This window comes from Pseudomonas sp. WT-JTC (genome assembly GCF_056711565.1).
In genome coordinates this window covers 4,238,141-4,260,517 of the sequence record NZ_CM160042.1, presented here as the reverse complement: position 1 = coordinate 4,260,517, position 22,377 = coordinate 4,238,141, and the positions used below count along the sequence as shown (strand labels likewise).

Below are 22,377 nucleotides of genomic sequence, written 5' to 3'. Positions count from 1 at the left end.
CAGGTTGCGCAGGATTCAGGCCAGCAGCCGTTCGATCTGCGCCAGTTCCCAGGTGCTGAGCAAACTCACCGGATCGGTGCCGAAGCGCTGCCCGCTGTCGAACGCATACTCGCGGCCATCGGGGCTCTGGCCGTGCAGGCAGTGGCGCAGGTGGCCGGCGTCGACGTCGAGCGTCAGGCGCCAGCCGTCAATGTCGACCTGTAAAGGATTCGACGCACAGTGTTCATCGAGGCGCTTGAACGTGCGAATGCCCTGGGCGGCGTCGCGCAACTGTTGGTAAACCTCGCGGGCGGTGAGGGCGGGCACGGGTGTCTCCGGGGCGGAATCGGGGAGGCACAGGATAGATCATCAGCCTGCAAAAAAGCCCGGTTGATGACGCCCGAACCCTGTAGGAGCGAGCTTGCTCGCGATGGACTCAAGAGCACCACGTTTAGCCAGTAAACACGCGATATCGTTAACGACCATCGCGAGCAAGCTCGCTCCTACAGTGATTCCCTTTAGATTATTTGTTCAACGCCGCTTCCGCCGCGGCAATTTCAGCCTGGCGCTTGACGATCATGTCGCCCACCGGCGGCCCCTGGAACCGTCGTGCTTCAAAACCGAACCAGACGATGGCGGTCAGGATCAGGAAGCCGATGGTGATGTACAGCGCCCAATCGTTGGGTGGCTGGATGCCGATGACGAAGATGATGATCATCGACAGGACCGAGAGGATGGCGAACACCGAGTACCAGAAACGCCCCATGTTCCACGGCCCCATGGTCGGCCATTTCGAAGTCCCGAAGGTAAACAGGCCGAGCACGATGGGGATGGCGAAGGAGAAGAACAGGAAGATCACCGTACAGGAGACGACGATCGTATAGACCGGCGTTGCCCCGACCGAGATCACCGACGAGCCCCAGTCGAACAGCACGGCGAGGGTGGCACCGGTCCAGATCGCCGCCACCGGGCTGCGAAAGGTTGGCGACACCGAGGCCAGCGCTTTCGAGCAAGGCAGGCCGCCATCCCGGGAGAACGCGAAGATCATGCGTGAAACCGAGGTCACGGTGGCCAGTCCGCAGAGCACCTGCGAGATGAAAATCGCCACATACAGCACATCCCGAAGCAACGGATTCACTTGCGTATTCATGGCCCAGAAAAACACGTTCCAGCCTTGTTTGGCCGCGTCGTCCATGCTCGGCAGCATCAGCACGAACGCGCTGAGCATCAGCCAGCCGAACAGCAACGACCAGACCACCGACATGACCATGCCACGGGGCACCGACATGGCCGCATTGCGGGTTTCCTCGGAGGTATGCGCAGAGGCGTCATAGCCGGTGATGGTGTAGATCGGCAACAGCAGGCCGAGCATGAATATCCAGCCGTTCGAGACCTGCGGCCAGACACTGCCGCCCAACTCGCCGGAATAGTTGTTGAAGGTCCACAACCGGGCGAACTCGTAGCTGGGCGCCGAGATCAGGCAGACGATGGTCAACGCCAGCGCCGTGGCGAAGATCAGGTAGCCGGAGAAGTCGGTGAGCTTGGCGGTGAGCCCGATGCCCAAGTGGTTGCACAAGGCCTGCAGGCCGGTGAGGATCGCCAGGAAAATCACCCTGACCGTGGTCGTGTCCTCCATGCCCAGTGCCGGTCCGAAGGCCCCGAAAAAGAAGTAATAGGTGCCGACGTTGATCGCCCCGAGTACCGTGACCAGCCCCAGCAGGTTGAACCACGCGGTCAGCCAGCCGGTGAAGCGGTTACCCAGGATCGAGCCCCAGTGGTACAGGCCGCCAGCGGTGGGGTAGGCCGAGGAAATCTGCGCCATGGCCATGGCGAACACCCCGGAGATCAGGCAGCCGATCGGCCAGCCGATCCCGATGGATATACCCCCCGCGCCCGAGGTGCCCTGGGCCAGGGAGTTGATGCCACCCGAGAGGATGCAGATGATCGAAAAGGAAATGGCAAAGTTTGAGAAAACGCCCATTCGTCGTGAGAGTTGCTGGGCATAGCCCATGCTGTGCAGCACCTTGACGTCATCGTCGTGCGCGTCGGTGCCGGGCTGGCTTGCTGGGTTCATGATGTGTGCCCCTTCAGGTTTTGGACAGGCCGAACTGAGCCGCCGTAGGCTCGACCTTGGTTTTCTGTAGGAGCGAGCTTGCTCGCGATGAGCGTCAACGATGACGCGGGGAGCCTGACACCCCGCGTCATCCTCAAGTCCATCGCGAGCCGGCTCGCTCCTACAGACGGCCGTGAAACGCCGCGTCGAAAATCCTTGCCACGCCGTCCCGGGTCAATGGCAACGGGTTACCACCGGCGGAGGGGTCGACAATCGCCATGTCCGCGATCAGGTCGGCCTGCCGGTCATCCACGCCCAGTTCAACCAGGGTATGGGGCACGCCGATGTCCTTGCGCAGCTTGAGGACGAAGGCCTGGAAACTGTCGAACCCCGGGGAGGGCAGGCGCAGGTACGCCGCCAGGCGGGTGATGCGCTCCTCGATGGCCGTGCGATTGAACTGCAGGACGTAAGGCATGAAGGTGGCATTGGTCATGCCGTGATGGGTGTCGTACAGCGCGCCCACCGGATGCGACAGCGCATGCATCCCGCCCAGGCCTTTCTGGAATGCCGTGGCGCCCATCGCCGCCGCTGCGAGCATTTGCGCGCGTGCCTCAAGGTCCGACGGCGTGTGTACCGCCTTCACCAGTGAATTGGCCACCAGGCGCATGCCTTCCACGGCAATGCCATCGGCCAGGGGGTGAAAGCCGGGGGCGCAGTACGCTTCCAGGCAGTGGGAGAATGCATCCATGCCGGTGCCAGCGGTGATTTTGGCCGGCATGCCGACGGTGAGGGCCGGGTCGCTGATCACCACGCGCGGCATCATCTTCGGGTGGAAGATGATGCGTTTGGTGTGGGTGCGTTCGTCGATAATCACCGCCGCGCGACCCACTTCGGAACCGGTTCCCGCCGTGGTCGGTACCGCAATGACCGGGGCGATGCGGCTGTCGTCGGCGCGGGTCCAGTAGTCGCCGATGTCTTCGAAGTCCCAGACCGGGCGGGTCTGGCCGCTCATGAACGCAATCAGCTTGCCCATGTCCAGGCCACTGCCGCCGCCGAAAGCGATCACGCCGTCGTGCCCGCCGGCACGCCAGGCGTCGAGCCCGCCGGCCAGGTTGGCTTCCACCGGGTTGGGCTTGAGGTCACAGAACAGCGCGACACCAAGACCGGCGGCACGCAACGCGTCCAGCGCCGCCGTGGTGATCGGCGCGCGCGCCAGGCCGCTGTCGGTCACCAGCAACGGCCGCTGGATACCCTGGCTGCGACAGACGTCGGCCAGTTCGGCGATGCGCCCGACACCGAAACGAACGCTGGTGGGGTAGTTCCAGTTTCCTGTCAGGTTCATGGTCTACACCTCGTGACGCAGATGAAAGGATTTGGCGCGGGTCAGGTGCTCGTAGCCCAATGGCGACAGAGTGACGCCGCGCCCGCTGTGCTTCACGCCGGTCCAGGCCAGTGCCGGGTCGAGGTAATCGCAGCGGTTCATGAATACGGTGCCGGTGGCGATCTCGTTGCCCAGGCGTTCGGCCGCTACGAGATCCCGGGTCCAGATAGAAGCGCTGAGCCCGAATTCACTGTCGTTCATCAAGGCAATGGCCTCGTCATCACTGGCCACCGGCATGATGCCGACCACCGGGCCAAAGCTTTCATCGCGCATGACCGACATTTGATGGGTGACATCGACCAGGACCTGCGGCGCGAGGTAGGCACTGCCCGGTACGTCGGCGGTAAATGCCTGCGGATCGATCAGCGCCGTTGCGCCCTGGGCCAGCGCTTCGGCGATCTGGCCACGAACGAAGAATGCGGCGCCCGGTGTCACCAGCGGACCGAGGGTGGTGGCTTCGTCCAGCGGGTTGCCCAGCACGTACTGGCGGGTCAATTCGGCGAAGCGCTCGACAAACACCGGGAAGATTTTCTGGTCGACGTAGATACGTTCCACGGCGCAGCAACTCTGCCCGGAATTGAAGAAACTGCCGTCCACCAGATTTTCCACCGCATGTTCAAGGTTGGCGTCTGCGCGGACATAGGCCGGGTCTTTTCCGCCGAGCTCCAGGCCCATGCCGAGAAATTGTCCGCTGGCGGCGCTTTCCATGACTTTGCCCGCCTCCACGGAACCGGTGAAGTTCACTTGCTGCACGCGCCCGCAAGCGATGATCGCCCCGGTCGACACATGGTCGAGCAGCAGATTCTGGAACAGCCCCTCGGGCAGTTTTGCGCGACGCATGGCCTCGGCGAAACGCTCGCCCACCAGCAGCGTCTGGGACGCATGTTTGAGGATCACACTGTTGCCGGCCATCAGCGCCGGGATAATCGTGTTCACCGCCGTCAGGTAGGGGTAATTCCACGGGGCGACGACCAGCACCGTGCCCAGCGGCTCGCGCTTGATATAGCGTCGAAATCCCGCCACGGGTTCTGGTTCCACAGCGGCCAGGACCTGCGGCGCGATAGCGATCATGTGCCGGGCGCGTTCGGCGAAACCGCGCAGTTCGCCGGCGCCATAACGCACCGGGCGGCCCATCTGCCAGGCCAGCTCCGGCACGATGTCCGCCTGCATCGACAGCATCGCGTCCACTGCGGCAGTGCAAAACGCTGCGCGTTCGCTCAGTGAGCGGCGTTGCCATGACACCTGTGCGCTGGCAGCGGCCGTCAGCGCCTGCTCGACCTGCGCCGCATCGGCCACCTCGCGTTCGACGTACACCCGGCCATCGACCGGGGAGATCAGTTGAACCTTCGCAGTCATGATGTTCTCAATAGCGCTCGAAGCCGCGCTGCAATTCCCAGTCGGTGATTCGCCGGTCGTACTCTTTCTGCTCCCACTCGGCGGTGTGCACGTAGTGATCGACCACCTCATCGCCGAACGCCTTGCGCAACATGCTGGAGGCCTTGAGTGCGGCGCTCGCCTCGCGCAGGGTCTTGGACACTTCCGGCAAATGCTCATCCAGGTAGGCGTCACCTTCGAACGGCGGCGCGAGGTCGAGCTTCTCGTCGATACCGGCCAGGCCCGCTGCGATCAACGCGGCGAAGGCCAGATAGGGGTTGAGGTCGGCGCCACCGATGCGGCATTCGATGCGGATCGCCTTGCTGCCTTCGGCACACAAGCGAAAGCCGGCGGTGCGATTGTCGCGGCTCCACACCGCCCGGGTCGGCGCAAAAGTGCCAGCCTGAAAGCGCTTGTAGGAGTTGATGTAGGGCGCGAGAAAGCAGGTGATGTCGTTGGCGTACTTGAGCTGCCCGGCGACCCAGGCACGCATCAGTTTCGACATGCCGAATTCGGCTTTGACGTCGAAGAACAGCGGCTTTTTGGCGTTCTTGTCCCACAGCGAATTATGGATATGACTGCTGGAGCCGGCGGCGTCGTAGCGCCACTTGGCCATGAAGGTGATCGCCTTGCCCTGCAACTGCGCGATCTCTTTGCAGGCGTGCTTGATGATGACGTGGTGGTCGGCCATGGTCATGGCATCAGCGTAGCGGATGTTGATCTCTTCCTGGCCCGGGCCCCATTCCCCCTTGGAGTTTTCCACGGGAATTCCCGATGCCTGCAAATGCTTGCGAATCGCCCGCAGCACTGGCTCTTCGCGAGTGGTCTGCAGGATGTTGTAGTCCTCGATGTAATGGCCGGCGGTTTTCGGTTTGTGATAGTTGCGCTCGTGGATCGCCTCGTAGCTCTCATCGAACAGATAGAACTCGAGTTCCGAGGCAAACATGCCGGTATAGCCGCGCGCGTGCAGGCGCTCGACCTGTTTTTTCAGAATCGCCCGAGGGCTGTGGGGCAGGTCCTGGCGATGGTGATGATCGAGCACGTCGCACAGCACCAGCGCCGTGCATTCAAGCCAGGGAACGCGCCGCAGGGTGGACATGTCCGGCTTGAGTACGAAATCGCCATAGCCCTTGCTCCAACTGGCTGCGGCGTAACCCGGCACCGGCTCCATGTCAATGTCATCGGCCAGCAGGTAGTTGCAGCAGTGGGTTTCTTCGTGGCCGCTGTCGATGAAAAACTCGACCTGGAATCGTTTGCCGACCAGGCGTCCCTGCATGTCGATCATGCAGACCAGCACGGTATCGATTTCGCCGGCAGCCGCGGCGCGCTTGAGTTCATCAAAACTGAGGAGGGGCTCGGTCATCACGTCAATCCTGCGTGAAAGGTTTGGGCCAGTCTGAGATCGCTGTTGCAGACGCTCTCCAGAAACACCCAAAACCTGCAGAACCGAGCATCATGAGCAACGAGTTGATCAAAGCTTAGCCTACCGTTGCAAACTGTGAGTTTTGCCAGGTGAAAGCCAACGCACGACCGAAACGGCGTATGAACTTTGATGCCGGACCCTGAACCCTGAACCCCGAACCCTGTAGGAGCGAGCTTGCTCGCGAAGGTCGTCAACGATTACGAGGGGCTACTGGCTAATCGTGGTGCTCTTGAGTTCTTCGCGAGCAAGCTCGCTCCTACAGGTAAAGGTAAAGGTAAAGGTACAGGTACAGGTACAGGTACAGGTACAGGTCAGGGGCCTTCACTCCGGTAGGCCGGCCAAGCGCAGTCCATCGGCGAAACGGGCGAAGTCTTCAGGCCGTTGAATGGGCAGCCAGTCCTTGAGGGTGCACAGGCGCAAAGAGGGATCCAGCGCTTGCAGGCGTTGCATCGCCCACTTCGCTTTGTCCATTCGTCCGCCGAGTGCATGACTGGCCGCTACCAGCGTCGCCGCGGGCAGCAGGCTGGGCAGGTTGCCCAGTGCCTTTTCCGCCCAGTCTGCAGCGACATCGAAGTGCCCGGCGAAGAAATGCGCAAGCGCCATCCCGACCTGCATCCTGAACATCTCCGGATCCAGCGGGCTCAAGCGCACGGCATGGTTCAAATGCTCGATGGCGGCGTCTGTTTCACCGTGCAGCGCTCGCAGGATACCGCCCAGAAACCAGGCGGGGGCGAGGTTGGGATTGAGCAGGCGCGCCCTGTCGAGCAGGGCAATGCCGCTGTCGATTTCACCGGCGAGATGGCTCAGGGCATGTCCGCCGCGCGTCAGTGCAACCGCATCATCCCGGCCGAGGGCCACCGCCAGACGCGCCAGCCGTATGCCCTCGGCGATTTCTGCAGGCCGGTCGATCATCCAGCCATTGATCTTGCGCCAGAAGTGGCACCAGGCGGCCATGCCATAGGCCGAGGCAAATTCCGCATCGAGTTCTATAGCCTTGTAGAACATCGGCAGCGCCTGCTCGATGGCTTCCCGACCGCCGCTGTGCAGTTTTGCCGTGCCGCGCAGGTAATAGTCGTAGGCGTCCAGGCTTTCCGTCGGCTTGCGCTTGGCGCGTTCGATTTCCGCCCGTTCCAGTTGTGGCGCGATCGCGCCGACGACGCTTTCGGTGATCTGGTCCTGCAGCTCGAAGATATCGTCGAGCGTGCCTTCGAAGCGCTCCGCCCAGATGTGCGTCCCGCTGGTCGCGTCGATCAGTTGCCCGGTCATGCGCACCTTGTTCCCGCACTTGCGCACGCTGCCTTCGAGCACGTAGCGAACGCCCAGCTCCTGGCCGACACCCTGGGCGTCCACCGACCGGCCCTTGTAGGTGAAGCTCGAATTGCGCGCGATGACGAACAGCCAGCGAATACGCGACAGGGCAGCGATGATGTCCTCCACGACGCCATCGGCGAAATATTCCTGCTCCGGATCGCCGCTCAGGTTCTGGAAGGGCAGGACAGTGATCGAGGGTTTTTCCGGCAGGACGAGCGTAGGGGAGGGGATTTGTTCCGGGGCGGCGGTCGAGCGCTCATCGATATCAGGCTGTTTCGCTTCCCCGGTCATGTCGACCTGGACCCGGCCAACGAAGCGGTAGCCCTTGCGGGCGACGGTGCGCAGCAGGCGCTGCTCCTCACCGGTATCGCCAATGGCCTTGCGCACCGCATTGATGTGGCTGGTGATCGTTGACTCCGAAACGATCCGGCCGCCCCACACCGCCTTGAGCAATTCGTCCTTGCCAAGGACGCAATCGGGATTGTTGACGAACAGCAGCAACAGGTCGAAGACCTGCGGTCCGACGGCCACGACCTGCCCGCGCAAGGTCAGCTCCCGGCGTTTTTGATCGAGTACGTAGTCTTCAAAAGCGAATTGCAAATCGAGCATCCCCTGGCGAAGCGCCCTCAACGCCGTGTCCCGGGCGGCTGGCGGCTGTTAACTGTGACGGATGATACGGCAGCTCGACACCCGCTGCACCGTCCGCGCCAGAGGGGTGGGACGAACAGCCTCTGCCTTGGACGTATTTCAAGGCTTTCTCCAAGGCAAATCCAAGCCCGGCACAAGGACTTCCCTCCTGCACGCAGGCACTCTCCTACACACCAACGCAATGGTTGCGTTCGACAAGTGGAGAGAGAAAACCATGAAGATCGTCGTCATCGGAGGCTCCGGCCTCATCGGATCGAAACTTGTGAACACCCTGCGCGAGCGCGGCCATGACGCACTCGCCGCCAGCCCCAGCACGGGCGTGAACAGCATCACCCGCGAAGGCCTGGCCGAAGCGATGGATGGCGCTGATGTGGTGGTCGACGTGGCGAACGCGCCGTCGTGGGAGGACCAGGCCGTTCTCGATTTCTTTGAAACGTCGAGCCGTAACCTGCTGGCCGCCGAAGCCGCTGCCGGGGTTCGTCATCATGTTGCCCTGTCGATTGTCGGCAGCGAACGGCTTCCCGATACCGGCTATTTCCGGGCCAAGGTCGCGCAGGAAGCCCTTATCAAGGCGTCCGGCATGCCTTACACCATTCTGCGTGCCACGCAGTTCTCCGAGTTTGCCGGCGGCATTGTCCAGTCGTTCGCCGTTGGCGAGGAAATTCATGCTTCGCCGGCGCTGATCCAGCCGATCGCCTCCGACGACGTGGTAGCGGCGCTGGCCGATGTCGTGCTGGCAGCAGCGGTCAATGGCACGGTTGAAGTCGGCGGCCCGGAAACCATGCCGATCGACGAACTGGCCAGGCGTTATCTGAAAGCGACCCAGGATAGCCGCAAGGTCGTGCCGGACGTGCATGCGCGCTACTTCGGGGCCGTACTCAATGACCAATCGCTGGTCACCGGCAAGAACGCACGTCTGGGGGCGATTCGCTTCGACGACTGGCTGGCCCGGTCGACAGCGCAGTAACGGATCGCACTCTTACATTTCCCACGAATCCAGGAGAAATCCCATGGTTACCCGATTGCTGATGGCCGCCGTCTTCGCAGTGCTCTCGATCAGCGCCGCCTCGGCCGCCGAGCCGCCCCCCGGCAAGGTGACGGTGGTGTTCGACCGTCCCATTCCCAACATCCCCGGCAAGAGCATGAGGGGCGTGGTCGTCGAGTATGGGCCGGGTGCCGCGTCGCCGGCCCACACCCATCCGAAAACGGCCTTCATCTATGCAACGGTGCTGGAGGGTTCGTTTCGCATCCAGGTCAAAGGCCAGCCGGAAAAGATCTACAAGACCGGCGAAAACTTCGTAGAGGAACCGGGCTCCGTGCACCTGGTCAGCGCCAACGCCAGCGACACTCAACCTGCACGCCTGTTGGCGGTGTTCGTCCTCGACACCGACGAAAAGGTACTCGTGACACCGATCAAACAGTGAGCCGATCAACGCGCTCATGAGGGCTCGACAGCCGGGCGGCAGACCACTGCCGCCCTGTGGCTGCTGGAGTTCCAGGTACTGCACAGGAAATGAAAAAATGAACGCGCTCCAGGACAACGCGGCCATTGCCGCCAGCACCAGCACCCCGGGCGGCGTGGTACCACGTAGCCGGCGCAAGACCATCGGCGTGTTGCTGTGCGTCAGTGCCCTGGTGGTCGTGGCGGCCTGGGGGGCGCTGGCGTTTTCAAGTGGCGTGACCTCGACCGACAACGCCTATGTCCGCGGGGACGTCACCTCGCTGGCCGCCAAGGTCGCCGGCTATGTCACGGCGCTGGAGGTCGAGGACAACCAGACCGTGCACGCCGGTGATGTGCTGTTTCGGATCGATGACCGCGACTATCGCGCCAGACTCGCGCAAGCCGAGGCCAATGTCAGCGCCGCCCAGGCGCGCCTGACCCATGTCGATGCGCAAATCCAGCTTCAGCATGCGCTGATCCGGCAGGCCGAAGCGCAAAGACGCTCGGCCACCGCCGACATGAACCTGGCGACCAAGACCCACGACCGCAGCCGCAAACTGATCGTCAGCAACGCGGTCAGCCAGGCCCTGGTCGATGAAACCGGCACGGCGCAATCCAGAGCCGCCGCCTCGGTATCGGCCGCTTCGGCAACGGTCGAGGCGCAACAGCAAAACATCGCGGTGTTGGTGGCCGAGAGAGGGGCGGCCGTAGCGGCTGTAAGCCAGGCAGAGGCCGCGCGCGATCTCGCCCGGATCGATCTCGAGCACACCGTGGTGCATGCGCCGGTGGACGGCGTGGTCGGCAACCGTCAGGTCCGCCTCGGCCGCTTCGTCACGCCGGGCGTATCCCTGCTCGATATCGTGCCGGTCAAGGATGTGTGGGTCGTGGCGAACTTCAAGGAAACCCAGCTCGAACAGATTCGCCCCGGCCAGCACGTGCGCGTCACGGTCGATGGCTACCCCAATGCGGCACTCAATGGCGTGGTCGACAGCTTTGCACCGGGCAGTGGCTCGGCGTTCAGTCTGCTGCCACCCGACAACGCCACCGGGAACTTTGTGCGAGTCGTGCAGCGCGTTCCGGTGAAGATCCGCCTGGCTGACAACCCGCTGCCGGGGCGCATCGTGCCGGGCCTGTCCGCACGGGTGGAGGTATCACAAGGGGCCGGGTCATGAGCCGCGCCAGGCCGTCGACCGGCATCCTGCTCATCGCGGGCATCGTCCTGGCGGCATTGACGGAAGCGATCGCCAGCACCGTGCTGGCCCTCGGCCGCAGCGACATCATCGGCGACACCCATGCCACGCCCGACGAGTTCGCCTGGCTGGATGTCGGCTACATCGCACTCAAGCTGATCGGGTTCATGATCGCTCCTTGGCTGATGCAGCGATTTTCTGCGCGCAATGTGATCATCGGCGCCACCCTGGCCATGGGCCTGACGTGCGGTGTGGCTGCCATCACCGCTCGGCTGGAGTTGCTGATCACACTGCGCATCCTGCAAGGCTTCGCTGGCGGTGCGCTGCTGGTGGCGGGCCAGGCGATCATCTTTCGTGGCTATCCACGCGCGCTTCAGCCAATCCTGCAAGCCCTGTTCGCCATGGCGGCGGTGGTCGCGTCGGCGACCCTCGCGCCAGCCCTGCAAGGGTGGTTGATCGATAGCCAGTCCTGGACCTGGATCTTCTTCAGCGTGGTGCCGCTGGCCCTGGCGGCGACCGGCCTCTTGCTAATCGCTGACCACCCTGTGCCTGCCCGGGGCCGGCAACGTTCGTTCGACTGGCTCGGGTTCTCGCTGCTCTCTGTAGCCCTGTTCTGTTTCACCTACGTGCTCAGCCAGGGCAGTCGCTGGGACTGGTTCGAGGAGCCGCGCATCCTGATGCTGACGGTGATCGGTAGCGCCGCGCTGCTGGTCTTTCTCGGCCAACAGGTGTTGGCCAACGGCCAGGGGCTGCTCGACTTCAGCCTGTTCAGATCAAGCGATTTTACCTTTGCTTTTTGCGTCAGTTTCGTTGCCGGTGCCGCGCTGTTCGGCAGCGCCTACCTGATCCCGGCGTTCGCCCTGTCGGTACTCGCCTTCACACCGACCGATGCCGGCTTGCTGCTGTTGCCCAGTGGCGGTTTTTTTGTCGGTTCGCTGCTCATCGCCGCCTATCTGTTCAAGGTACGCCGCGTGCCGCCGGTGGCGACCGTGCCCTTGGGCATCCTGCTGATCATGGCAGCGATGTGGATGCTGTCCGGCTCCACCAGCGAAAGCGGCAGCGACGACATGATGGCGGCCATCCTGTTGCGCGGCCTGGGGCTTGGCTTCCTGTTTCTGTCGATCACGCTGATTGCCTTCAGTCACCTCAACAGCCGCAACCTGGCCAGCGGCATCGGCCTGTTCAATACAGGGCGTCAGTTGGGGGGCCTGATGGGGGTCGCCGGGCTACAGACCTTGATCGACCATCAGGTGGTCAGCAATGGCGTGGTCCTGGGCGCCAACGTCACCCCGGGAGGGCACGCGCTCATCGAACGGCTGATGACCACAACCACGATGCTGGCAGGGAAGGGCATGGATCAGGTGGCCGCTGGCCGGGCAGCCACGAGCCTGCTGGGCAAAGCGGTGTCAGGTCAGGCCACGGTGATTGCCTTCGATACGGCATTCTTCGCCGTGGCCCTGCTGTTCGTCTTTGCCGCGCCCATCCTGGTCGGCATCAAAATTGGCCTCTCGCGATACGCGAAAGTGCATGAGCAAGCGGCGAATTGATGACCCGCACGAAAAAGCCCGGCTGTTGAGGCCGGGCTTTTCGTTGAGTCCTGCGGTAAAGCACTGCATTCAGACAGCGCGGCTTTCGATCAGGCGATCCGAACCGCCTTCGGCAACGCGGTTTTGCAGCAGTTTGTCAGAGCCGCCTTCAGCGACGCGGTTCTGCAGCAGTTTGTCGGAGCCGCCTTCGGCGACACGGTTTTGCAGCAGTTTGTCGGAACCACCTTCGGCGACGCGGTTTTGCAGGAGCTTGTCGGAGCCGCCTTCAGCGACGCGGTTCTGCAGCAGTTTGTCGGAGCCACCTTCGGCTACGCGGTTTTGCAGCAGTTTGTCGGAACCGCCTTCGGCCACACGTTTTTCCAACAGGCGATCCGAACCACCTTCAGCCACACGATTCTCGATCAAACGATCGGAACCACCCTCGGCGACAAGGCTTTCAATCAGACGATCCGAGCCGCCTTCAGCGACCACAGGTTGAGCAGAGGTAGCGGCGAAAGCGTTAACTGCGAAAACCGAGAAAGCGATGCTGAGGAGGGTTTGGCGTTTCATGATGGTGTGCTCCGGGGTGCTTATGGGTTGGTATGGAGCAGATGTTACGCCGGAGATTTTTTAAGAGAACTTCATTGAATCAATGGTGACTATCGACGCAGTCAATGGATCGCAGATCCCTGTGGGAGCGGGCTTGCTCGCGAAGAGGCCGGCACATTCAGTATCGTTAGCGACTGACACGCCGCCTTCGCGAGCAAGTCGGATCGCCGCACCGCCGCTCCCACAGGTTTTCATGTGTCTGACAACGGGGCTCAAGCCTCACTAATCTGGCTCACACTGGTGATCTGCCCATTCCAGACCATCTCGTAATGCGCCGTCTGCACAATCGACGAAACCGGTCGCGGTGTCATCAGCGCCCAGCAATGACTGCCCGGCATCCGCACCGAGTGATATCGCAGACCGGGACAACCGGCGTCCCGCACCGACCGCCCCAGGACTCGGGAATGGCTGTAGTCGTCCGGCGCATACACCGGATCGCTTATCGGCAGGGCCGCAGCGTCCTTCATCCCGCCATCGCCAAACGCACACGCCAACCCGCGAAACACAAAGCGCTCATAGTTCAGGCTCGGCACCTTCGACCAATACAGGGCCTGGTGATGCCGTACTTCGGCCAATGCCGCTTCCATCGAATCCGCCAGGTACAACACACCAAAACTGCCGTCACTGAAACGCGAGCCCGCCGGATTCACATGGGTAAACGGCGCGATGGCGTAAGAGCAACCCGCAATCCCGAACGGAATCTCGCTGCGCGCAATCAACTCAAGCTGACCTACTTCATTCTTCAACCGCGGATTGGTCAGCGCCTGAATCTCGAACAACACTTCAAATTCATCCGCGTCCGCCACGTCATCAAACAACGCAATGGGCGGAAACTTCGAATTGACCAGGCGATAAGCCTGCAACGACTGGCCGGCAAACACCGTCAGCTCACTCGCCATCACCATTGCGCCCCCCGCAACATGTCGATGCGGCGGAAGGTTTCATACAGCGAAATCATGTCGCCCTGGGCCATGATCTCCAGCGGCGAACGCCCGTTGAAAAACTCGTTGTCGTTGGCCATCGAGGCAAAGCCATACACGTTGTCCGGGTTGTCGAACACCAGCCGCAACGTCGCATGAATGTTCAGCACAAAGCTGATGCGCTGCATCTGGTCCGCATCCAGCGCCACCGCCCAATCCGGGTCACGCTGACGGGCGCGGGTGTAAGTGCTGCGGGAAATGCGCAGGATGCGACAGGCCTGATCGCCGGTGGCCTTCCACTTTTCCAGAATGCTCACCGCGGCACGCAGGCCGGTGACGCATTGGTTTTTTGTGAAGGATTGGGCTTGGATGGGGACGGCCATGTTTGTGTGCTCTATCTGAATCTGTAGATTCAAATGTAGTTTTATTGAATCTGTAGAGCAATATTGCCGCGACCAGTGGACTTTCGCACCTAAACAAACGGACGCCCCCTTAAGCGCCCGTTTTTGTTGATAGCTCACCTCAATACATCATTGATCCAATGCCTGCGTTACCGCTTGCCCGGTCACCGCCGTTTTCCCATGGGGAATGAAGGCGGCACTGCCATTTTCTGTTGAATGGAACAACCGGGCGCCGTTGTTGGGCTTGGTGGTGATCAACTGATGGTCGGCCGTCAGATAATCCAGCGGCAATTGATGGATATCCTTGTATTGCTCCACGATGATCGTGCGGTCCGGATTCCAGGTCTCGCCACTTTTCTTTTCCAGCCACGCCATCAGCGCAGCACTGTCACCGGTTTGTGGAATGTCCGAATCCGGGAGCACGTAGTAGAACGGCGAGCCGTGATTTTGCAGGTACATGGGCAGCTTGTTGTCGACATCCACCAGCACCATGCGCCATTCGTTCCATGGCGCCGTCTTGATCGCTTCGGCGCGCACATCCTGGGTGAACTGAATGACTCCGCCGCCACCGCCATTGGTCCAGGGGTAGACAACGCCAAGGATCAACAACAAGAACCCGGCTGCCCCGGCAATGCCTTTCGTCCAGCCGGGGCCGCCGGCTTTACCGGCCGCCTGACGTGCGGCCATGCGCCGAGTGACCCACCAGGCCGCCAGCAATTGCGCAAACGGCACCAGCGGCAACACGTAATAGCTGCGCCGGCTGCCGCTGGCGGTGAAGAACAGGAACAGCAGGCCGAGGCCCAGGATCAGCCAGCGAACGTTGGCTTCGGTGTGCTTCCAGCCTCGCACTGCCAGCCACAGGCCGAGCATCCAGCAGGGCGCCCAGGGCAGGGTATAGACCGGCAGATACAGCAGATAGGTATAGATCGGCCCAATGTTGTCGAATGGCTTGAAGAATCGAACCACGTTCTCCTGAAACACCAGGCCCAGCCCACTTGGCCCAAAAGTCGGCGTGCCGTAACGTTGCGACAATATGAACGGCAGCATGTAGACCACGCCACCCACCAGCATCGCCAGGAACAGACGTGGATTGAGATGGTTTTTCCAGCGTCCCTCGCCAAGCAGATGCGGCAACAGCATCAGCCCCGGCAGGATGAACCCGATCAAGCCCTTGAACAGCGAGGTCAGTGCCAGCATCAGGAAAAACACGCAGTAGCGACTCAGGCGCGTGTCATCCGGGCCGCGCCAATACCACCACACTGCCGCCAGCACACCGCAAACCGTCAGCACGTCTGCCGTGGCGACCCGCGCCCAGAACACGAAAAAGAAGGTCGTCGCCAGAAACCAGCCGGCAATCAAACCGGTGCCTTTGCCATAGAGCCGTTCACCGATCAGGTAGACCAGCCAGACACTCAACCACGCCGACAGAACTGAAGGCAGGCGTAGCGACCAGTGCCCGAGGCCACCCATCAGATGGGCAGTGGCGGTAATCAACCAATAGGACGGCAGCGGCTTGTCGTAATAGGGCATGCCCTTGAGGTAAGGGTCGAAATAATCGCCGGTCTGCAACATCTGCAACGCGATATTCGCCCAGCGCGTTTCCGCCCCCCAAAGCTCCCTTGCGCCCAATCCGAAAAGCAATAGAAGCGCAGATACGCCAAGCAAGAGGATCAGCGCACCCTGGTCACTTTTCACAAACCGGACTAACGAATTTTTCATCACTGTTTCGCACGTTGCGCTCACCGTGGCGACGGAGAAGCGGCTGGAGCAACAAGGCTATCGGGCGAAATGTGATGGGATTGTCAGCAGATTGCGAATAAACCATTAGCTCTGGTCTGGAGCTGGCCGCTACATCAATAGGCGCAAGGCCGTGATCTGCACGATGAACAATTATTCATGCAAACCACGGCTCCATCATTGATGAAAAGTACGCCCCAACGCATCCAGGCGCGTGGCAATGGGTGGCAAGCGCCGACTGCTCGACGCCAGCGTCTGCACATCATCGGCCGTGTTCTGCGCAATGCTCTGCACCGACTGCAAGCGCCCGACAATCTCGAAGCTCGCCGTGGATTGTTCGCGGGTGGTAGTGACAATTCGCCCATTGAGCTCATCGATCTGCGAGATGTCGCTGCCTACCGCCCGCAACATCGCCGCCGCCAACTGACTGTCCTCGACACAACGCTCCACACCTTCGCGACTGTCCTGCATGGCCTCCACGGCTTTGCGGCTGCCTTGCTGCAAGGCCTCGATGATAGTGCGGATTTCCTTGGTGGAAACCGCCGTGCGCTGCGCCAGGCTGCGCACTTCATCGGCCACCACCGCAAAGCCCCGGCCTTGCTCGCCGGCGCGCGCGGCTTCGATGGCCGCGTTGAGCGCCAGCAAGTTGGTCTGCTCGGCAATGCTGCTGATCACCTCCAGCACCGTGCCGATCTGCAGTGCCTGCCCGGCCAGCACCTGCACGGTTTCATTGGTGCCTTTCAGGCGCGACGCCAACTGAGTGATTTCCTGCTGCGCACGGTTCACGCTTTCCTGCCCGCGGGTGATCTGCACAGTGGCCTGGCCCGCGTGCTCAACGGCATGCTCGACATGCACCGCAATGTGCTCCATCGCATCGCCCATGCGCTGCATCGACCCGGTCATCTGGGCGATTTCCGTCAACTGATGCTTCGCGCCTTTCTCCAGCGTGTTACTGGCCTTGGCCAACTCCTGGCCCAACTCACCCAAACCCTGAGAGTCACGCACCACGCCGTCCACCAACGCAGTGATCTGCATCAGGAACTGATCGAAGCGCTGGGCCAGCGACACATGCACCCGCGCCTTGTCACCCTGGCCGGCACCGCCGGTGAACTGAGACGTGGTGGCGAGCATCTTGTCCAGCATGTCCTGGCTCTCCACCGCATCGGCCTGGCTGTGCACCGCAAGATAGAGCAGCGCGACCGTCTCCATCAGCACATAAAAAGCGTGAACGAACACCATCGTCCAGCCCCCGTGATGCGCCATCACATACACCGGAAAACCCTGATGCTGCAGCACATGAAACGCCACGTGATGCAGCGCAATCGTCACCGCAGCCACCAGGATCGGCAGCCAGTCCCGATAAAACGTCAACACCGCCAACAACGCAAAAATCCCGAAGTGCGACTCAATGACCCCCTCGGCCTGATTGATATGCAGCGCGGCCATCACCATCAGGCCAACGCCCAGCAAACAGCGCATCCACCGCGACCCGCCGATGGCGCGATACAACAGCGTCAACAGCACACTGGTACCACCGCCCACCAGCAATGCCTGCATGAAGGTGTCGTGCCAGAACGCCAGGCCCACCGCGAAGACGAACATCAGCCAGATCAGGCCCAGCATGATGCGGTCGGCTTTGCGGTAGTGGTCTAGGAAACGAGGGGGGAAGGGCATGTACGCTTACTCCATGTAAATGAGCCAGAAAAAGCAGGGTTTATGGCAACACGGGACATCGCGAAGGCTTGGGTACGTTAAGGGGGCAGACATTTTCAGAGTCAGGGGTGCGAATCTGTTGGCGGCATGGCCTAGCTGTATTTGAGACGCCGTGGAGAGCGTAGCCCTTGGCCATCATTCTTGGCAGGTACGACGTCGCACGTGGAAAAAATGTCCGATATAGAGGCAATTAATGCTGAATTGGCGGGGGACTACGACGGGCTCCATTGCAAAGCCTGTCGTACTCCAGGGGCAATTACGATTTCTTCGGCGGATAGTTGCCGCGCAGGCGACCGGACTTGTTGCCGGTTTTGCTCCGCAGGTTCGGTACAAGCGGGCGAGATCTGGGTTGGGGGTTGGAGCGGCTTTGGGGTTGCGGTTGTTTGCTCATGGTTCGCCTCCTGAATTTTCAGGGATTTGCGAAGTGGGTTATTGGTGAAGTTTAGCTAATTGACTGTGGGCTGGGTCGTTTGGCGCTTGGGGAATGTGCTCTGAGTGAAATCCGAAGGTTCATGGCCGAAACCCGCAAATTCATGGCGGAACAAAGCAAACTCAAGCAAGAGACCTTCTGGTATCCGTTCGCGGTAGAGGCTGGCAGGGTGACCCCCATTGTCGCCGCTGTCGGTCTTTGGGCGAAGTTCTGAGCCTCGGTACTTGCCCAATATGAGCTCACGCAGCAGACATGCTCCGTGACCTGTACAGGAAGTAGCATCATGTCCACACAACCTGCGAATCAATCCAGCATTGAACAACTGCACCGCGACGTTGCAGCTTTTGCCGAAGAGATGCGTAGCCCCGCCCCGAACGCGATCCGCTCTGCTGTGGTGTCGTTCAGCATCGGTGCCGCGCTGGCACTGGCTACCTTTGTCGTCGTCACGGTTGTGGTTCGACTGATCTAGTCTCTTGCCCTCACTCCGATTTCTGCCTGTCACCAAGGGCAGCAACCGACCCATAACGGCCGCTCGCGACGGACCGTCTATGATTCCAAACGGCAGTTGACATATGTCCACAAACATCCAGAAGCTTAATCTTTACTGAGCGCACAGCTGTCAAATCCATTTTTCCACCGAGCCACAGAACAGAAATCTCATGCCTGCACACATTCGCCTGGCTGTGCCCGCTGATGCGTCGTTGTTGCCCCGCATTGAACGTTCCGCTGCGCAGGCATTCCGTTCGATCGAAGGACTGGGTTGGCTTGCGGATGCCGCCACCCTGACAGTCGATCGCCATCGGCAGTTAATCGCGCTATCGATGTGTTGGGTTGCCGTGGATGCTCAAGGGCAGCCTCAAGGCTTCCTGAGCGCAGAACGCCATGGCAGTGATCTTCATATTGATGAGTTGTCGGTCAGACAGTCCATGCAGGGCCAGGGCTGGGGGCGAAAGCTGGTTGAAACGGCGATGGACCATGCGCGATCCAACCAGCTGCGTTGCGTGACTCTGACGACCTTTACCCAGGTGCCGTGGAATGCCCCCTTTTACCGGCGTCTAGGGTTCCGGGAAAACGCCGGGGCAACATTGGATAGGCGTTTGGCAGACATCCTGGCACAAGAGTATGGCCACGGTTTCGAACCCGGTAGCCGATGCGCCATGTCGTGGCGGGTGCCCCAATCCCCATAGCGTTCACTCAGCAACAGAGCCATTGCTCAATGAACGCTTTTGACTGTGGATTCAACCGGTATGCAGGCGGTTGATTGTCCTGCGGGGCCGGTTTTAACGCTTGATCAGGGAAATCTTGGTGCCTTCGATGCTGATCCCGGCCATTAACCCTTGCTGATCGAAGATAAACGCGTACGCGTCGTCCTTCAGCGTCGAACTGGACAGGTTCTTCGCAACCCCTTCATCAACCACCACAACCGTTGGTCCTATGCCGATTTCCCAACCCTTGGTTTCAGCGACATATTTCACGGCTTTGTCGGTCATCAGGAAAACCACATAGCCATACGACTGGGCGCCTGCCTGTAGCCCCCATGAACCGCTGACGGAGTTGTAGTAATCCTCTACTTTCGCGCCCTTCATCAATACGCCTTCGCCATAGCTGCCGCCGAATACAAGGCCCGCCTTGATGATTTTCGGGAAGACAAGCACAGCCTTGGCTTTGTGCGAGATGGTTTCAGAAAAGGGCTGGGTCTTGTAGAGCGTTTGTAACGCTTGCCGAGAGTCGGCATTCAGATCTTCGGCGGTGGCCGCACCCGCAGTGTTCAGGAGACTCGCCGAGGCCAATGATGCCGTTGCGAGGAAGATCGACAGGAAGAAGCGCATTGATTGAGTCATTTGCGTACTCCGACAAGGGGGTATTGGATGAAAGCAGCAGTCCGCGCCCGCGTTGGACAGGACCGAACCCACTGAAAGTTATCCGGCGCACCCTAAAGTGTGTGATTTGCAAGCGTCGCGCTTGAGTGGAGCAGACCGAGGGCCTTTGATCAGCCGCGATGCCATCATTTGTTGTGACCACGGTGTAAGGGCCAAGGTTCGTCGTCAGAGGCTGCTTTTGGCCGATTTCTGCCTTCCTCGACCGGTTGAATCCACAGCCGAAAGCAGACAAGGTTTTTGCCACTGTCTGGTCCTGAAACAGGTGTAAACCTTACTCAGGACGTGACACAGAAAAAAAACCCGTTTTTCTCGCAGGACAAAAAAACGGGCACCTTCAGCGCCCGTTCATTCACTCCGCCGCCTGCGCCCGCAACCTCCGTCCAATCACATCCATCAAGTCACAACCATCGCGCAACGGAATGACCAGCAATCTGGAAAAGTCCGACAACACCACCGTGTCGCAACCAATCTCAGCCCTGTAGGCAATATTCTCCAACACCTGCGTAACCGTACGAATACGGTAGTCCGCCATGGCTTGCAGCACGTCGAGTGGCGCTTCGGTATCAATGAGCAGGGAAGCCGGAACCAGGTCGATTCCGGTGAGGGGCATGTATCGATTCATTTTGAATGATCTCTGTTAGATGGGCTCAAGGCCGTCAGTCGGTCATTCTCTGTTGTCAGGTCGCCAAACCCGAATCACCATAATGGGCGACGGCGCCGACTATAAGCCGCACGAGATCAGCGCGGGAAGGTGAGGCATTCCGAGCTTTGTGTAGGACCTTTGACGATGAAACTTCAGACCTTTCACATCACGTCGCTGGAAATACAAACACAGACCTGAGATGTTCACTGCCGTTTGGTTTCAGCCACCAACGCTATCCTTAATCATCGCTCCTGCCGTCGAGATGGACCTTCGCTCATGCAAACCGCAACCCCCCAACGCCCCCTCTGGCAAACCTACCTGCTGTTTCTCGCCCCGATGGTCCTGTCGAACTTCCTGCAATCCATGTCCGGCACGGTCAACAGCGTCTACATCGGCCAGATGCTCGGCACCCAGGCCCTGGCGGCGGTGTCGGGGATGTTCCCCATCGTGTTTTTCTTCATCGCCCTGGTCATCGGCCTCGGTGCGGGGGCTGGTGTGTTGATCGGGCAGGCGTGGGGTGCGCGGGAGGCGCATCTGGTGAAGGCGATTGCCGGGGCGACGTTGTTGTTGGGGGTATTGATCGGGTTGGTGGCGGCGGTGGTGGGGAGTGTGTTTGCGCGGTCGGCGTTGGTGGGGTTGGGGACGCCGACGGATGTGCTGGACGATGCGGTGGCGTATGCCCATGTGATGTTGTGGATCATGCCGTCGCTGTTGGTGTTTGTGTTGTTCACGCAGTTGTTGCGTGGGGTGAGCGATACCTTGTCGCCGTTGTTGGCGCTGGTGGTGTCGACCATTGTTGGGCTGGCGCTGACGCCGGCGTTGATTCGCGGGTGGTTGGGTTTTGCGCCGATGGGGATTCAGAGTGCGGCGTTTGCCGGGTTGGTGGGTAACCTGGTGGCGATGGGGTTGCTGGCGTGGCGCTTGATTGGCAAGGGCCATCCGCTGGCGCCGGACCGGGAGTTCTTTGCGGCGATGAAGCTGGACATGGCGATTCTCGGCAAGGTGCTGCGCATCGGGTTGCCCACCGGCTTGCAGATGGTGGTGTTGTCGCTGTCGGAACTGGTGATTCTGGCGCTGGTGAACCAGCACGGTTCCCAGGCGACGGCGGCGTATGGCGCGGTGACGCAGATCGTCAATTACGTGCAGTTCCCGGCGCTGTCGATTGCGATTACCGCGTCGATCCTCGGGGCGCAGGCGATCGGGGCCGGGCGCATCGAGCGCATGGGGCCGATTTTGCGCACGGGGTTGATGATCAATGTGTGCCTGACCGGTGGCCTGGTGGTGCTGGGGTATTTGCTGTCGCATTGGTTGCTGGCGTCGTTCCTTACTGAGGAGGCGACGCGGAACATGGCTCAGCACCTGTTGCACATCATGCTCTGGAGCCTGTTGGTGTTCGGCTTCCAGGCGATTATCGGCGGCATCATGCGTGCCAGCGGCACGGTGATGATGCCGGTGGCGATTTCCATTGTGTGCGTGGTGGGTGTGCAGTTGCCGGCGGCATATCTGCTGGATGCGAAGTTCGGGCTGCAAGGGGTGTGGATGGCGTTTCCGGTGGCGTACCTGGGGATGCTGGTGTTGCAGACGCTGTATTACAAACTGGTGTGGCAGCATCAGAAGATTGAGCGGTTGGTGTAGGCGGGACGAAGGGGGCGGATAATGCTATGCACCGAAACCTGTGGCTACAGAAGGCAGGTTTGGCGGAAGTTGGCAGGCGTGTT

General features: G+C 60.9%; 22 protein-coding genes. 8 read left to right on the top strand and 14 right to left on the bottom strand.

Annotated features, from left to right (window positions below; genetic code table 11):
- Window positions 1–15: 15 nt before the first annotated feature.
- The 6 genes from AC06G5_RS19395 to AC06G5_RS19370 form a co-directional block, all read right to left on the bottom strand.
- A complete protein-coding gene (locus tag AC06G5_RS19395) occupies window positions 16–306 on the bottom strand; it encodes a DUF7693 family protein (protein ID WP_480458108.1) in 291 nt (96 codons plus the stop codon).
- 196 nt (window positions 307–502) lie between these two features.
- Window positions 503–2,053, bottom strand: a complete 1,551-nt coding sequence (locus AC06G5_RS19390; protein WP_413428269.1) for an amino acid permease — start codon at window positions 2,051–2,053, stop codon at window positions 503–505.
- Window positions 2,054–2,213: 160 nt separating this feature from the next.
- Complete coding sequence (locus AC06G5_RS19385) at window positions 2,214–3,374, bottom strand: iron-containing alcohol dehydrogenase (RefSeq protein ID WP_413428268.1); 1,161 nt, start codon at window positions 3,372–3,374, stop codon at window positions 2,214–2,216.
- A gap of 3 nt (window positions 3,375–3,377) precedes the next feature.
- A complete protein-coding gene (locus tag AC06G5_RS19380) occupies window positions 3,378–4,769 on the bottom strand; it encodes an aldehyde dehydrogenase family protein (protein ID WP_480458105.1) in 1,392 nt (463 codons plus the stop codon).
- Window positions 4,770–4,776: 7 nt separating this feature from the next.
- The gene (locus AC06G5_RS19375; RefSeq protein WP_413428266.1) at window positions 4,777–6,150 is read right to left on the bottom strand and encodes a glutamine synthetase family protein; all 1,374 of its coding nucleotides are present in this window, start codon (window positions 6,148–6,150) and stop codon (window positions 4,777–4,779) included.
- Window positions 6,151–6,531: 381 nt separating this feature from the next.
- The gene (locus AC06G5_RS19370; RefSeq protein ID WP_413427532.1) at window positions 6,532–8,121 is read right to left on the bottom strand and encodes a winged helix-turn-helix domain-containing tetratricopeptide repeat protein; all 1,590 of its coding nucleotides are present in this window, start codon (window positions 8,119–8,121) and stop codon (window positions 6,532–6,534) included.
- Window positions 8,122–8,383: 262 nt separating this feature from the next.
- On the opposite strand from AC06G5_RS19370, the gene AC06G5_RS19365 reads away from it, so the two are divergent.
- From AC06G5_RS19365 to AC06G5_RS19350, 4 genes are all read left to right on the top strand, one after another.
- Window positions 8,384–9,136 carry an SDR family oxidoreductase gene (locus tag AC06G5_RS19365; RefSeq protein WP_413427531.1) on the top strand — a complete coding sequence of 251 codons (753 nt, stop codon included), beginning with the start codon at window positions 8,384–8,386 and terminating at the stop codon, window positions 9,134–9,136.
- Between the two features lie 43 nt (window positions 9,137–9,179).
- Window positions 9,180–9,593 (top strand): cupin domain-containing protein, encoded by a 414-nt coding sequence (locus AC06G5_RS19360; RefSeq protein WP_413704462.1) that lies wholly within the window; start codon window positions 9,180–9,182, stop codon window positions 9,591–9,593.
- Window positions 9,594–9,690: 97 nt separating this feature from the next.
- Window positions 9,691–10,782 (top strand): HlyD family secretion protein, encoded by a 1,092-nt coding sequence (locus tag AC06G5_RS19355; protein WP_413704463.1) that lies wholly within the window; start codon window positions 9,691–9,693, stop codon window positions 10,780–10,782.
- The gene (locus AC06G5_RS19350) at window positions 10,779–12,347 is read left to right on the top strand and encodes a DHA2 family efflux MFS transporter permease subunit (RefSeq protein ID WP_413704464.1); all 1,569 of its coding nucleotides are present in this window, start codon (window positions 10,779–10,781) and stop codon (window positions 12,345–12,347) included. The genes AC06G5_RS19355 and AC06G5_RS19350 overlap by 4 nt, the downstream gene beginning before the upstream one ends.
- Before the next feature lie 69 nt (window positions 12,348–12,416).
- On the opposite strand, the gene AC06G5_RS19345 is transcribed toward AC06G5_RS19350, so the two are convergent.
- The 6 genes from AC06G5_RS19345 to AC06G5_RS19320 form a co-directional block, all read right to left on the bottom strand.
- Window positions 12,417–12,896: a phage infection protein gene (locus AC06G5_RS19345; protein ID WP_413704465.1), complete on the bottom strand. Its 480-nt coding sequence runs from the start codon at window positions 12,894–12,896 to the stop codon at window positions 12,417–12,419.
- Between the two features lie 251 nt (window positions 12,897–13,147).
- The gene (locus AC06G5_RS19340; protein WP_413427527.1) at window positions 13,148–13,840 is read right to left on the bottom strand and encodes an RES family NAD+ phosphorylase; all 693 of its coding nucleotides are present in this window, start codon (window positions 13,838–13,840) and stop codon (window positions 13,148–13,150) included.
- The gene (locus tag AC06G5_RS19335; RefSeq protein WP_057399936.1) at window positions 13,834–14,238 is read right to left on the bottom strand and encodes an antitoxin Xre-like helix-turn-helix domain-containing protein; all 405 of its coding nucleotides are present in this window, start codon (window positions 14,236–14,238) and stop codon (window positions 13,834–13,836) included. The genes AC06G5_RS19340 and AC06G5_RS19335 overlap by 7 nt, the downstream gene beginning before the upstream one ends.
- A 147-nt stretch (window positions 14,239–14,385) precedes the next feature.
- Complete coding sequence (locus tag AC06G5_RS19330; RefSeq protein ID WP_413704466.1) at window positions 14,386–15,975, bottom strand: ArnT family glycosyltransferase; 1,590 nt, start codon at window positions 15,973–15,975, stop codon at window positions 14,386–14,388.
- A 195-nt stretch (window positions 15,976–16,170) separates the two neighbouring features.
- Complete coding sequence (locus AC06G5_RS19325) at window positions 16,171–17,667, bottom strand: methyl-accepting chemotaxis protein (protein ID WP_413704467.1); 1,497 nt, start codon at window positions 17,665–17,667, stop codon at window positions 16,171–16,173.
- 295 nt (window positions 17,668–17,962) lie between these two features.
- Entirely contained in the window at window positions 17,963–18,097 is a 135-nt protein-coding gene (locus AC06G5_RS19320) for a hypothetical protein (RefSeq protein ID WP_413704468.1), read from the bottom strand.
- A 58-nt stretch (window positions 18,098–18,155) separates the two neighbouring features.
- Between AC06G5_RS19320 and AC06G5_RS19315 the strand changes: the two genes are divergently transcribed.
- The 3 genes from AC06G5_RS19315 to AC06G5_RS19305 all read left to right on the top strand — a co-directional run bounded on the left by AC06G5_RS19315 (window position 18,156) and on the right by AC06G5_RS19305 (window position 19,323).
- Window positions 18,156–18,350, top strand: coding sequence for a hypothetical protein (locus tag AC06G5_RS19315; RefSeq protein WP_480459911.1), 195 nt, complete (start codon window positions 18,156–18,158; stop codon window positions 18,348–18,350).
- A gap of 69 nt (window positions 18,351–18,419) precedes the next feature.
- A complete protein-coding gene (locus AC06G5_RS19310) occupies window positions 18,420–18,605 on the top strand; it encodes a hypothetical protein (RefSeq protein ID WP_480458099.1) in 186 nt (61 codons plus the stop codon).
- Window positions 18,606–18,795: 190 nt separating this feature from the next.
- Window positions 18,796–19,323 (top strand): GNAT family N-acetyltransferase, encoded by a 528-nt coding sequence (locus tag AC06G5_RS19305; RefSeq protein WP_480457341.1) that lies wholly within the window; start codon window positions 18,796–18,798, stop codon window positions 19,321–19,323.
- A 93-nt stretch (window positions 19,324–19,416) separates the two neighbouring features.
- Here AC06G5_RS19305 and AC06G5_RS19300 read toward each other — a convergent pair whose 3' ends face one another.
- Both AC06G5_RS19300 and AC06G5_RS19295 read right to left on the bottom strand, forming a co-directional pair.
- Entirely contained in the window at window positions 19,417–19,977 is a 561-nt protein-coding gene (locus AC06G5_RS19300; RefSeq protein ID WP_480457339.1) for a lipid-binding SYLF domain-containing protein, read from the bottom strand.
- A gap of 388 nt (window positions 19,978–20,365) precedes the next feature.
- Window positions 20,366–20,638 carry a hypothetical protein gene (locus AC06G5_RS19295; RefSeq protein WP_480458097.1) on the bottom strand — a complete coding sequence of 91 codons (273 nt, stop codon included), beginning with the start codon at window positions 20,636–20,638 and terminating at the stop codon, window positions 20,366–20,368.
- Window positions 20,639–20,935: 297 nt separating this feature from the next.
- On the opposite strand from AC06G5_RS19295, the gene AC06G5_RS19290 reads away from it, so the two are divergent.
- Window positions 20,936–22,294 (top strand): MATE family efflux transporter, encoded by a 1,359-nt coding sequence (locus AC06G5_RS19290; RefSeq protein ID WP_413427520.1) that lies wholly within the window; start codon window positions 20,936–20,938, stop codon window positions 22,292–22,294.
- The last annotated feature ends 83 nt before the right edge of the window (window positions 22,295–22,377 follow it).